We start from the raw sequence: 12,866 nt of genomic DNA, 5'->3' as shown, positions 1-12,866 counted from the left end.
CATTTACTTTTCAATGGCTTCACTTCTCAATTGATGGAAAGTGAGGAAGTACATATTCCCCTATTTCCTGAATTACATCTTCCACGGGGCGGTTACCCGTTTTCAAACCCAATATAACATGATTAACACCAATATTTTGTAAAGCATACAAGTAATCGATTAGAAACTTATGACCTGACCTAAAGCCTACTTTTATAGGTACTGGGTTCGGTGCGGCCAACGGATTCTCTGATAAGTCGATAACCAATGGTTGTATAAATGGTTTAAACTCACCCGTTGCCTGTCGCCAAAGTTTGATCATTTCACGCTGGCGATTCGCTTCTTGCGCATAAAACATCCAGCCATCCATATGTTCTGCCAGCCATTCAGTCGTTTGACCAGAATAGCCTGTTGCTAAAACGGGGATATCGGCTAAGACAGGCTTGGGAATAATATCCCCTTCTGTCATGCCAACCCTTTCTGTATGAACCTGTGGGTATGATTCTTCCCACACTTTTTTCATGACCGTTAACGACTCCCGAAACAATTCTGCCCTATCATTACGCTCCACTTTAAATGCGGGAAATTCGATTGGGCGGTCACCAGTTGCAGCGCCAAACAAGAAACGTTGATTAGACATTTTATCCAAAGATGCAGCTGATTTGGCTAAGTGCAGGGGGTGACGTAATGTTGTGACGACACTTGCAGTACCAAGCGCGAGTTTATTCGTATGTGCTGTTACATAGGCGAGAAAAATAAAAGGATCATATATAACACCTGCATCTCCAAATTTAGGATCGAATAACGGAGAATCTCTAACAAACAAAGAAGCAAATCCTAGATCTTCTACTTTTTTCACAAGCGTCATTTGCTCTTTCAAATCCATCTTGGGGAGACTTCCAGCATCCGGCTCCAAAGGAAACATAAACCCAAGCGTTAATTTGTTTTCCTTAAACGTTCGTGCAAAACCATTATGTGATTGGAATTTCCCCATAATGTCATCCTCCTAGCTGCCACACTTTTCAATCACAGAACCATTTTTTCGCGAATCAATTCTTGTAGAAATTCCACTTTCTCTTGATAGCGCTCTGTCTGAATTCCATCTGATAGGGATGCGATTGTTTCACGCTTCAGTACGAATTTCCAAACCGATTCAGCTTCTCCCATTAAGTCCGTTAACAAACAACCTGTATCTTCTTTTTCCAAATCAAGCATGTCGTCGAGAATCCCGCTCGCGGAATAAAGGGATTGCTGACCCTCTATTGCGAGATAAATATCGTATATCCGAATCTCTTCGGGCTTTTTCTTTAATTTGAACCCGCCTTTTACACCTGACACAGAAGTAATCAAGTCTGCACTGACCAGTTTTCTCAACAACTTTTGAAAATATGTTGGTGAGGTTCCCAGTTGCTGGCTGATTGCATCTCCTGGTAGTACTGCTCTATCCGGCAGCATGTTTAGCATGAGAATCGCATAAACAGACTGCTCAACGCCTGTTTTCATTTGCATAAAATTCGCCTCTTTTATTAATCTAATGTAGATATTCATTATCCTCTTTATCGAATTTTATCTTACAGTACTCGTAAAGTACATTTATTTGATTGTAATAAAAACCGCTGCCAACTCCAGTTTCGTGGAATTAACAGCGGTTTGTCATCTATGCAAGTATCAATTTTTCAAGATCCATTGGTGCAATATATGTACCGTCTTTATAGACGCGCATATTCCCACCGGAAATTTCGTCAATCAGCATGATTTTACCTGATTCAGCGTCGCGTCCAAACTCGAGTTTAATATCATACAAGTCAAGACCTTTTGCTGCAAGTTCAGCTCTAACTACGCCTGAAATCTCTTTCGTTAATGCTTCGAGCGTAACGTATTCATCAGTTGTCAATAGACCAAGTTGTGCTAGTCCATCCTTGTTTATCGGCGGGTCGTTACGGTCATCGTCTTTGAGCGTGACTTCTACGAAGGCATCCAAAGGTTGTCCTTCTTCACAGTACGCACCGTATCTACGTAAGAAGCTTCCAACAGCGCGGTATCTGCAAATCACTTCAAGGCCTTTGCCGAATACCTTCGCTGATCGTACTGTCATCGTTACTTCATCAATATTAGCATCTACATAATGAGTAGGAATATCTTTATCCGCCATTTTTTCAAAGAAATATTTCGTCATCCGAAGTCCGGATTGCCCCGCGCCTTCAATCGATAAGCCAACTGTGTTCGCGCCAGGATCGAAAACCCCGTCTTCTCCGGTTACATCATCTTTAAATTTCAGTAGTACATTGTTGCCGTCCAATTTGTATACATCTTTCGTCTTCCCTTTATATATGAGTTCCATGCGTCTGTTCCCTTCTATAGTAGGATGAACGTTCACCTTTAGTATAATTGAGAATCGTCATAAGAAAAAGAGTTTTTCTTAAATATCGGTTAATGTTCTTTCTACCACGCCAAAACTGTACGATAGTAGACAAATTCTCATAATTGAAAGACAGTATATATGTTGAACAAATGAATACGGCGTATGCGCTTTACAAGGGCTTTTGGGAGGCTACTGAAAAAAACTTGTACTTGAAATGAATTAGGATTCCCCCTAATACCGCTTCGGCGCTTTGTGGATGCCTCCCGCGATAAGCCAGAAAGGAAACCACTTTCAGTCTTATCGCTCCGGCTACCACGAAGACGCGCCTGCGCTAGATAGTCTATGTGAGAAAGAGCTTTTCATTATCTGCGATGAAAACTGCAACCCGGAGTGTGTCTTTCTTGATTAGAATTAGTAGCAAAAAATAAGCACATTATAATCTCGGCGTATACATCTCAAAATCACATTTCTCTCGATAATGAACATCCTAGCGCAGGCGCGGCAAAGGCATCCCCAAAGCGCCAAGCGTTCTACAATCCCCCCCCCAATTAATACTCTCTCCTTATTGAGCGCCACAGTAAATTTAGTGGGATTCTTTAATTCAACATATACAGGTAAAAAATTTCTCCCTTACACAACCTAATAGCCCATTTTTAATAATTCCCACTCGTCTACTTGCATATAATTGTTGTATACTTATTGTAGTAAATCTATGCTTAATCGAAAGTGAGTGGAAATTCATGGGCCGTAAATGGAACAATATCAAAGAGAAAAAAGCTTCAAGAGATGCGGACACGAGTCGCATTTATGCTAAATTCGGACGCGAAATTTATGTAGTAGCGAAGCAAGGCGAGCCTGATCCTGAATTGAATCAAGCGCTAAAATTTGTCGTAGAACGCGCAAAAACATATAGTGTACCAAAAGCGATTATTGACCGGGCAATTGAAAAAGCAAAAGGTGGTTCAGAAGAAAACTTTGACGAGCTTCGCTATGAAGGATTCGGACCAAATGGCTCGATGGTTATTGTCGATACACTGACAAATAACGTCAATCGTACAGCATCAGAAGTACGCGCCGCATTCGGTAAAAATGGCGGTAATATGGGTGTCAGCGGATCCGTTTCCTATATGTTTGATGCGACTGCAGTTATCGGAATTGAAGGTATGTCCGCCGACGACGTTCTCGAACTTCTAATGGATGCGGACGTCGAAGTGCGTGATATTCTAGATGAAGAGGAATCGGTCATCATCTATGCTGAGCCAGACCAGTTCCATGCTGTACAGGCAGCTTTAAAAAGTGCTGGTATTACAGAATTTAACGTCGCTGAAATAACAATGCTTGCACAAAACGACTTGACTCTGTCACCAGAAGCTCAAGCACAATTCGAGAAAATGATTGATGTACTAGATGATTTGGAAGATGTTCAACAAGTGCATCATAACGTCCACTTAGACGACTAAGCGCAACTGTTCATCCTTCCATTCATTCCGTTGACGTGCTATGCTACTAATAGATTGACAACTTCATAACATATTCGACCATTAGGGGAATCCTTTTAAAGGACTGAGAAACGAGTTCCACTCCGCTACCCTTATCACCTGAACAGGTTTGTACCTGCGTAGGGAAGTGGCGTGTCTTCCTATCAGTGCATTCTAATGCCATCGACAGACCACTTTCCATACCTGGAAAGTGGTCTTTTTTTATGAAGAAAAGCGGAAGGCGCCGTTTAGCCCCGAAAAGCGCTGGAAGGCTTGACGATAAAGGCGCTCTTTGCCTTTTCGGCAAGACTGAAGCGACTCGAGGGGCTGGCGCCTGGAGTCTAGACAACAAGAAAAGCAGAAGGCGCCGCTCAGCTCCGACAGGCATAAGACGGTTTACGAAGAGGGCGTCCTTCAGCCCTCGCAGTAAAACGACTTATGACCCGAGGGGTTGGCGCCTGAAACTAGACCCTATTCCCAGGTGAAAACATATACTATTTCTTTTCGATAAGGAGGAGTTCGATGAAGATAATTGCCGTAACAGATGACAAAATGGAACGTAGCCAATTGCTTGATACATTGCTAGCAATCGAACCTTTTATCGACGCAGCCATCTTACGTGAGAAATCGAAAATGGATTCAGAAATAATAGCGTTGATTCGACAATTAATCGAATCTGGCTTTGATTCAACTAAACTAATTGTCCATGGGCGAACGAATGTCGCTTCAATTACCGGGATTAACAAAGTTCAACTTCCCGGATACGGCGAACCGCTAACGCTACTCAAAAAAAAATTCCCGGCTATCTCCTTCGGCAGATCTGTCCACTCTTATGGTGAAGCTGAAACTGCTTATAAAGAAGGTGCTGACTGGATTCTTTATGGTCATTTATTCGAGACAAGTTCAAAAGTCGGCCTCCCTCCCCGTGGAACCAATGAGCTTTTTCAAATCGTCGAATCCCTACCAATTCCTATCTACGCAATTGGTGGAATTCAGCCCCATCACCTTCCGCAATTAAATCAAGGCGGAGTTGCAGGAATTGCAGTGATGTCGTCCATTTTTGGCAGTGACAATCCTGAAGTTGCCACAACAGCCTATAAGGATGCCAACCATGTCACAACCAGTTGATGTTGTCGTTATTGGGGGAGGGATTATTGGTTGCAGTACAGCTTATTATTTAGCAAAAGAGGGTTTGTCAGTTCACCTTGTTGAACGCGATAAAATCGCTCAAGGCACTACTCGGGCGGCTGGCGGCATGCTTGGTGCACACTCTGAATATTTGAATGACACCTTTTATTCATTCGCGCAAGAAAGTCAGGTACTGTATTCAGAATTCCAACGTGATGCAGGGGTTGACTTCGGTTATACAACTGGTGGTATTGTTCAGTTTGCTTGTTCCGAAGAAGAACGAATTGCCCTCTCCCGTTGGAAAAACGCAGTTCATCTTTCAGCTGAACAAGTTCGCGAACGAATTCCACATGTCGCCCCTCCTGCTTTTGGTGCGTATCTTTTTGAAGAAGACGTTCATGTTCATCCTGAAAAGGCTTGTCTGGCATATTGCGCAGCGGCTAAAAGTTTGGGCGCTACTGTTTCAGAACAGGCCACAGTCGATGAAATCACACTGTTAAATGGCGGCTATCAGATACGCATTGCGTCGTCCGTTATCAACGCAAAACATCTAGTCATTGCAAGCGGTGCAGCGAGTGCCAAGCTTGTGTCAGGGCTGCAAATGACCGCAGTGAAAGGCCAATGTATGCAACTCAATGCGGTAGGCATGCAATTACCTTATACACTTTTCCATAAAGGCTGTTACGTAATTCCACGCTCGGGTGGAACGCTCGTCATCGGGGCCACGATGGAATACGGACATACAGACTTGCAGATAACTGATGCCGGTAATTTGGCATTAAGTGCTATTGCGGAACGTTTTATACCTGGTCTTTCCCGCCTTCCTGTTATGAACAGATGGGCAGGTCTACGTCCAAAAACCGTTGACGACTTACCGTATATCGGTCGGATTCCAGGGAATGAAAATATGTATATTGCAGCTGGTCATTTCAGAAATGGGATTTTATTGGCGCCTGCAACCGCCTGCTTGATTCGTGATTTGATCATCGGAAATGAAGTGAATACAGAACGGATTAAGGCATTTGATCCGAAAAGGGGGATTTTTCATGAAGCGAACAATCGAACTGAACGGCAATCGGTATGACATGCCCGCAGAAGTTGAAAATGTGCAGGAACTGCTTGGGCATCTGGAACTTGCGGAACGCATCGTCATCGTGGAAATGAACCGAGATATTCTTGCGAAAGACGCATATGACAAACCGATCAACGACTGCGACCAAATAGAAATCATTCACTTTGTAGGAGGAGGATAATTATGCTAACAATCGGCAATAAAACATTCAATTCAAGACTATTACTAGGTACAGGAAAATACCCGTCATTTGATGTGCAAAAAGAGGCAGTGCGTGTATCGGAGTCAGAAATTCTTACGTTCGCAGTAAGACGTATGAATATCTTCGAGCCATCACAACCAAATTTCTTGGAACAACTCGATCTTTCGAAATATACACTATTACCAAATACAGCGGGCGCAAAAACAGCGGAAGAAGCGGTACGCATCGCGAAACTGGCGAAAGCATCAGGACTTTGTGACATGATTAAAGTTGAAATCATCGGTTGTGACCGATCATTACTCCCGGATCCAGTAGAAACACTTCGGGCAACTGAAATGCTGTTAGATGAAGGATTCATCGTCCTGCCTTATACGTCAGATGATGTTGTGCTCGCACGTAGGTTATGCGAAATGGGCGTTCATGCAATCATGCCAGGCGCATCCCCTATCGGATCAGGGCGCGGTATTTTGAATCCACTTAACTTGTCGTTCATCATTGAACAATCCAATGTACCCGTTATTATCGATGCAGGAATTGGCTCGCCGAAAGATGCAGCTTATGCAATGGAGCTTGGCGCTGACGCAGTTTTATTGAACACAGCGGTATCAGAAGCTGGAGATCCGATTAAAATGGCCCTTGCCATGAAGCTCGCGATTGAAGCGGGACGACTCGGCTATGAAGCAGGCCGGATGCCGATGCGCGATTATGCGGTTGCAAGTAGCCCACTGGAAGGACTTGTAACGAATTGATTGAAAAATATTCACGTCAGGCATTATTCGCTCCAATTGGCGATGTCGGCCAAAAAAGGATTCGTAAAACTAGTATTTTCATATTAGGTGCCGGCGCGCTTGGCTCATCCGGTGCCGAAATGCTCGTCCGTGCAGGCGTTGGACGTGTAACGATTGTGGACCGGGATATTATCGAGTCGACCAATCTGCATCGCCAGCAATTGTATACGGAACAAGACGTCATTGAGCAATTGCCAAAAGCAGTTGCGGCGGAGAAACGATTGACGGCGATTAATAGCGATGTAGCTATAACAGGTATTGTAGTCGATGTAACGCCACAAAACGTCCTCGATCTAATGACCGACCATGATTTAGTATTGGATGCAACAGACAATATTGAAACACGGCTGCTAGCGAACGATGCAGCGCTGAAACTCGGCATCCCCTTTTTCATGGGGGCATGTGTCGGAAGTTATGGCCTAACGTTTCCGATTGGCATTCAAGACAACCAGCCGTGTCTACATTGCTTGCTAGAAACATTGCCATCACAGACATTAACATGTGATACAGTCGGCGTCATCAGCCCGGTTGTGGTTACTACAGCGGCTCGGCAAGTTACTGACGTGTTGAAATATATAACGGGAACACCTTTTGGACCGAAACTCGAATCTGCTGATTTATGGACAGGCGACCGCGCTTCAATTGGAGTTGCAAGCATGAAGAAAGCCGGTTGCCCAAGTTGTTCCGAAAATGCAGTATATCCGTTCCTTTCTGCTCGTGAGTCTATGAAAACAGCGGTGCTTTGTGGACGTGACACCGTTCAATTATCTTGGCCTAAAAGTAGAAAGTTTGAACTCCTCCCTTTTGCCGAATCAATTCGCGGAAGCGTCTCAAAATTAATTCACAACCCGCATCTCGTCGCCTGTGAATACAACGGTCACCGCATCGTGCTGTTCCGTGACGGTCGCATGCTTGTACATGGAACGAAAGATATTGTAACTGCGAAGAAAATTGCTGCCGGGTTGCTAGGATAATTGTTGAATGAAAAAAGAGCATAGCTTTTATGCTCTTTTTTCAGTACCCCCTCGTATAGGTAAACCAAATGGTCCCCCCTAATTGCGAAAACTAAAAATGGTGAACAACTGAATACCTACATAAACTAAGCGAATGCGCCTTAACAGGAATAGCTGGAGCCACGAGATCGGCTAGTGGTTTTTCTACTGGCTTATCGTGGGGGCATCCCCGAGCGCCACAGCGAATTCAATGGTATTCTTTACGTCAACTTATAAAATACAATTCCCGCCATATACATGCTATAAGGACAGCTTTTTAATAATGCTAGCAGTACTTCCCCTCCCCACTCTCATCAAACACAACATAAATTCCCTCCAACAGGAATTTCATCAAACGTTTAAGGGTACCATTTCTATATATGGTTCGTTACAATGGAAGTTCTAACAAGTTATTTCATCTTTATTGAAAACAACAGGAGGTTGTCATGTTTTTCTTAGAAGCAAAACGCATTATTGTCGTTATCTTTGGTTCCTTGTTACTTGCAATCTCGCTTAACTTCTTTTTAATCAATGCAAATGTCTATGCCAGCGGATTTGCGGGTGCTGCGCAACTGACATCTAGTGTATTAAATGATTTCATCGGCGTTGAGATTAGTACAGGAATATTATTGTTACTATTCAATATTCCCGTCTTTATATTAGGATGGTACAAAGTAGGTAAAGGATTTACCATCTATAGCATCGTTTCCGTTATCTTTGTTACAATTTTCTTAGAACTCTTACCTGTCCTATCTCTATCAAACGATATTATTCTAAATGCCGTGTTTGGCGGTGTAATTGCAGGTGTAGGAGTTGGGATTTCGATGAAACTTGGGGCATCTACAGGCGGAATGGATATTATCGCTATGGTCCTATCACGCTTACAAGATAAGCCTATTGGAACCTATTTTTTACTGCTGAACGGTATCATAATCGTCTTGGCAGGTTTTCTGTATGAACCGGAAAACGCATTATATACGATGTTAGCATTGTATGTAACTACAGTTGTGATTGACGCACTCCATACACGTCACGAAAAAGTGACCGCAATGATTGTTACACAAAAGGCAGACGAATTACAGCATGCGATTCATCAGAAAATGGTACGTGGCATAACGATTCTTCCCGCAAAAGGTGCGTATTCAAAAGAGGATAAGCATATGCTTTATCTTGTGATCACTCGTTATGAATTATATGATTTGGAAAAAATAATTAATGAAATAGATCCAAATGCGTTTACGAATATTGTTCAAACTGCTGGTGTTTACGGATTCTTTAGACGTGAAGGCGATCAAGTTAAATAAACCTATAACACTGAATTCCATATAAGTTGAAATAAAGATTCCCTTCAACACCGCTACGGCGCTCGGGGATGCCTGCCCCCCCTTGTAAGGCGCCTTCACTCAGTTAACATAGGTGTTCATTTGTTCAACATATACAGTACTAAAAATGACCAGACATCAATTGATGTCTGGTCATTTTTAGTAGATACCGATTTTACTTCGAACCAGCTTGCCAACTCATTCCCCATCCATAAGCCTGGTCCATCTTGGCATGCCCTGGAAAATAGTCGACAAGTCTTTTGACGCTAAACGTCTCGTTTTGTACATTTTCAATCATTGCAATTGCACACATAATTTGTCCGTTGCGGTGCTCATCAAGCTTGACGACAATATCTTCTCCACCGCCGTATGTCAACTTGACGATCCCGCCCGCTTCTGACCAATTTGCAGCGCCCTCATAAATGAATGCATACACAAGCACGCGTTTAATATCTTTAATACGGGAACCGTTGATACGTAGATTTTCTCCGCCTGTCGAAGCCCCCGTACGATCGTCATGGTCAAGCTGAATATATGGACCATCTTTCAACGAACCAAAAGCATTACCTAGTGCCTGAACACAGCCCTTTTCTCCTGAATTCAATTCATACAGGCAACCAAGATCTAAATCAAAGTTTTTCTGTCCGCCACCAAACAGCGAGGATAGGAATCCGCCACTTTTAGCCGCTTTGGAGTTTTGATTCCAGTTCAAGTTAACTAGAATCTCACCTACATCATTTCCTTTTTTCGTTAAATTTATGGACTGCCCTTTTTTCTTCAGTTCGATCATATCGGTTCCTCCAGTCACTTACCGAAATTTTTCATACTGTCCTGTAGCTGTGCAATCCGTTTCATGCCATCTTCCCTTGTACGTTTGTTTTCATCTTCAATAGCTCTCGTTTCCTCGAGCCCTTTCACGATTGTGCTCCAACTTTCTTCAATCGTTTCAATTTTAATACTCGGACCTCCTGCAGTACGGGCAATTTCCACACTTTGTCTAGCGATATTCTGCGAGTTTTTTAGTAACATTTCATTTGTTCTTTTATCAAGTTCATCCATAGAATCTGCCACAAGTTTTTGACGTTTCGCAGCAACCGCTTGGATGATACCGTTTTTAAATATTGGAATCGTTGTAATGAATGCAGAATTGATTTTCCCAATAAGTTTCGTATTACCGCGTTGTAAGACCCGGAGCTGGGGTGCTGTCTGCAACGCGACCATTCTTGCCATTTCAAGGTCATAGACCCGCTCTTCAAGCGACTGTATCGCATTATTCATAGTATCTAATTCCATCTGCGCTAATTGATCGCCGCCTGCTGATCTTTGTTCAAGACCTGGAACGAGCGCCCGCAGCTCTTCAGCTTTAATCTGCCCAGCTACAACATACTTTTCAAGTGCCATGTAATAGTTATAGTTTTGGTCATACATTTCGTCCATATTGGTCGTTGAACGAATCATTTCGTCTTTATACTTTGAAATTTCGATGTGTATGCCTTCGATTTCCTTGCCGAGCGTTTGGTATTTGCCGAACACTTTTTCAATTAATTTATCTCCACGCTTGAAAAACTTGCCCAAAAAACCTTTTGGCTCGTCAAAGTCATTTTTATCGAATTTATCCATCGTTTTCCCAAGTTGTTTCAACATCTCGCCTGAATCAGTTACACTCGATGAACGCATGGAAGCCAATATGCGATCAGCAAAAGTGGAAATTTCAACGGCCGGTTCTTTCCCAAATTCTAATAATCCGGTCTGGTTTCTAGTATCGATTGACCGGACTAAATTTTGAACCTCTGGATCCTGTCGTAACTGTAAGCGTAGTGCTTCCGCTTTGTTTTCCGTCAATACTTCCACTTCATAATTCTTTGTTTCTTCCATGCCATTCAATCCCTTCCGTTAAAAAGTCGATTTAAAAAACCGCTTACAATTGATGCATCCTTTTTATTCTCCTGAAAGGATAGATCGAACACCATGTCTTCCAGCATATGATGATCAAAATATTCTTTCCCAATAAAGTGCTCCAGATCATTGTGACCGGGTGGATTATATAAGATAATATCAAGTCCAATTTCATTCAACAGTAACAGTAATGCTGCATCTGCCCTAGACAAAATACCATTAACTTCATTGTTATATAAAATCACTTTTGGAACCTCTTGCGCATAATCAAACGTTTGCAAAAGGTTGATCAATTCTTCCGGTATGGAAGTTGCCTGTGTGAACAAATAGAGAGAGACTTGTTCCGGTGTTTCCCCCGGTTGTGCCTTCATCTTCGAATGGGCGCAAATCCTTGAAATGGCCGCCGCGAGTCCTAGTTGAGCACCGTCATGTAGTTGACCGTACTGCCACCAGTTGCTTTGCATCATTTTTTCCGGGACCAAACGACCATCTTTGCCAAGTGCATGCTGGTAATGATATTGGTTATTCGCTTTCGTTTCTTGTATGAATGGGAATTTTTTCACTACTACACAATTCGGTTGGCTAGTGAGCCGATGCATTTTATCCCAATATTCTTTTCGGCTGGTTGAAACGCCGGAAACTTTCGCGAACAATGCGGGTATCTTCACTTCATCCCCATTGGCAGAGAAATTTGGTCGTATAAATGCCTTTTCTTTCGCCAATAGAAAAATCTCGTCATATGTCGTTTTTAATGTAACTGCCACGGGGAGATGGTTGCGGAATTGCCATGGCTTATAATAAGCAGAACCTTCATGGTGAAGTACGTGATCGATTTCTTTCGAAGCACGGTATGCGACTGTCCCTTGTCGTTTCGGTTCTTCTTGCGGAAAAGGTTGGATTTTCATGGTGGTCGGATATTCCGTCAAGAAGGACCAGTTGTTGTCAGGATCAAGCTCTTTAAAATCGTCTTTTCCTTCCGGATGAAGAATGACAACATCCATTCCCAATAAGATTGTATAGAACAGAAAATACATCTGACTTTTGTTCATATCGCCGTACCAGATAATGTGTGGGATATCCTTATCGATCGGTGTTCCCTTGACCCATGGATCAATATGATTCCACGTCCATTTGATGATATCAAGAAAAACTCGTCGGAATTCCGGATGATGAAATGCACCCGCATGATTTTTCTTGAATAGTTCAAATACCTCAATGAGTGTTGACCGGATTAATCTATTGAAATCAGGGTCTTCGCCGTATTTTGGAAGCAACTGTGCCCCCTCCAAAAAAGCTACAAAGCGGTTAATCGATAGATTCGGTTTTTCCTGAATAAGATCATAAATTCGCTGGATGGCTTGAAATCGTTCTGGTGGCATGTTCTTATCAAGTGTTTCAGATAATACATACACACCAGGGGCCTGGCTCGCTGTGTATAATTCAATCATATATTCTGTTTCATCAAAACCTGATCCGACAATACGTGTAGCAATCTGACTGTATTGTATACGTTCTTCTCCCAATTGATAATCAGGGCGGGTAGCAATTGGCTTGCTGAGTTCGGTTGCCCAATTCGAGTATTCAACCTTCTTAAGTATCAGTTTCCTTATCATCTTCACTCCCCCCAATCACCTATTTTTTTGCGTC

13 protein-coding genes and 1 riboswitch are annotated in these 12,866 nt (G+C 42.8%); of the genes, 7 read left to right on the top strand and 6 right to left on the bottom strand.

What is annotated here, in order from left to right; genetic code table 11:
* Nucleotides 1–19: 19 nt before the first annotated feature.
* From AZE41_RS02045 to AZE41_RS02035, 3 genes are all read right to left on the bottom strand, one after another.
* On the bottom strand, nt 20–973 hold the full coding sequence (locus tag AZE41_RS02045) for an LLM class oxidoreductase (protein ID WP_067205037.1): 954 nt from the start codon (nt 971–973) through the stop codon (nt 20–22).
* A gap of 32 nt (nt 974–1,005) precedes the next feature.
* Nucleotides 1,006–1,488, bottom strand: a complete 483-nt coding sequence (locus AZE41_RS02040) for an RrF2 family transcriptional regulator (protein WP_067205035.1) — start codon at nt 1,486–1,488, stop codon at nt 1,006–1,008.
* A 148-nt stretch (nt 1,489–1,636) separates the two neighbouring features.
* Nucleotides 1,637–2,320 carry a phosphoribosylaminoimidazolesuccinocarboxamide synthase gene (locus tag AZE41_RS02035; protein WP_067205032.1) on the bottom strand — a complete coding sequence of 228 codons (684 nt, stop codon included), beginning with the start codon at nt 2,318–2,320 and terminating at the stop codon, nt 1,637–1,639.
* A 761-nt stretch (nt 2,321–3,081) separates the two neighbouring features.
* Here AZE41_RS02035 and AZE41_RS02030 point away from each other — a divergent pair.
* From AZE41_RS02030 to AZE41_RS02000, 7 genes are all read left to right on the top strand, one after another.
* Nucleotides 3,082–3,801 (top strand): YebC/PmpR family DNA-binding transcriptional regulator, encoded by a 720-nt coding sequence (locus AZE41_RS02030; RefSeq protein ID WP_067205029.1) that lies wholly within the window; start codon nt 3,082–3,084, stop codon nt 3,799–3,801.
* A 73-nt stretch (nt 3,802–3,874) separates the two neighbouring features.
* Nucleotides 3,875–3,983: riboswitch (TPP riboswitch) on the top strand.
* Between the two features lie 358 nt (nt 3,984–4,341).
* Nucleotides 4,342–4,947 (top strand): thiamine phosphate synthase, encoded by a 606-nt coding sequence (locus AZE41_RS02025; protein ID WP_067205027.1) that lies wholly within the window; start codon nt 4,342–4,344, stop codon nt 4,945–4,947.
* Nucleotides 4,931–6,031: a glycine oxidase ThiO gene (gene thiO / locus AZE41_RS02020; RefSeq protein WP_067205024.1), complete on the top strand. Its 1,101-nt coding sequence runs from the start codon at nt 4,931–4,933 to the stop codon at nt 6,029–6,031. Before AZE41_RS02025 ends, thiO begins: the two co-directional genes overlap by 17 nt.
* Nucleotides 5,994–6,200 (top strand): sulfur carrier protein ThiS, encoded by a 207-nt coding sequence (gene thiS, locus AZE41_RS02015; protein ID WP_067205021.1) that lies wholly within the window; start codon nt 5,994–5,996, stop codon nt 6,198–6,200. Before thiO ends, thiS begins: the two co-directional genes overlap by 38 nt.
* Complete coding sequence (locus AZE41_RS02010) at nt 6,197–6,970, top strand: thiazole synthase (RefSeq protein WP_187047759.1); 774 nt, start codon at nt 6,197–6,199, stop codon at nt 6,968–6,970. The genes thiS and AZE41_RS02010 overlap by 4 nt, the downstream gene beginning before the upstream one ends.
* Nucleotides 6,967–7,983 carry a ThiF family adenylyltransferase gene (locus AZE41_RS02005; RefSeq protein WP_067205017.1) on the top strand — a complete coding sequence of 339 codons (1,017 nt, stop codon included), beginning with the start codon at nt 6,967–6,969 and terminating at the stop codon, nt 7,981–7,983. The genes AZE41_RS02010 and AZE41_RS02005 overlap by 4 nt, the downstream gene beginning before the upstream one ends.
* Before the next feature lie 464 nt (nt 7,984–8,447).
* Nucleotides 8,448–9,305, top strand: a complete 858-nt coding sequence (locus AZE41_RS02000; protein ID WP_067205014.1) for a YitT family protein — start codon at nt 8,448–8,450, stop codon at nt 9,303–9,305.
* Between the two features lie 193 nt (nt 9,306–9,498).
* Here AZE41_RS02000 and AZE41_RS01995 read toward each other — a convergent pair whose 3' ends face one another.
* From AZE41_RS01995 to AZE41_RS01985, 3 genes are read right to left on the bottom strand one after another with little or no spacing between them, the layout of a single operon-like run.
* Nucleotides 9,499–10,113, bottom strand: a complete 615-nt coding sequence (locus AZE41_RS01995; protein WP_067205011.1) for a TerD family protein — start codon at nt 10,111–10,113, stop codon at nt 9,499–9,501.
* 14 nt (nt 10,114–10,127) lie between these two features.
* The gene (locus AZE41_RS01990) at nt 10,128–11,198 is read right to left on the bottom strand and encodes a toxic anion resistance protein (protein ID WP_067205006.1); all 1,071 of its coding nucleotides are present in this window, start codon (nt 11,196–11,198) and stop codon (nt 10,128–10,130) included.
* Between the two features lie 5 nt (nt 11,199–11,203).
* Nucleotides 11,204–12,832, bottom strand: coding sequence for a YceG family protein (locus AZE41_RS01985; RefSeq protein ID WP_067205004.1), 1,629 nt, complete (start codon nt 12,830–12,832; stop codon nt 11,204–11,206).
* Between the last annotated feature and the right edge of the window lie 34 nt (nt 12,833–12,866).

Origin of the sequence: Sporosarcina psychrophila, from assembly GCF_001590685.1 — a bacterium.
Lineage (GTDB): Bacteria > Bacillota > Bacilli > Bacillales_A > Planococcaceae > Sporosarcina > Sporosarcina psychrophila.
Note: the sequence above shows the minus strand (reverse complement) of the source record. Positions and strands in the feature narration are given on the sequence as shown.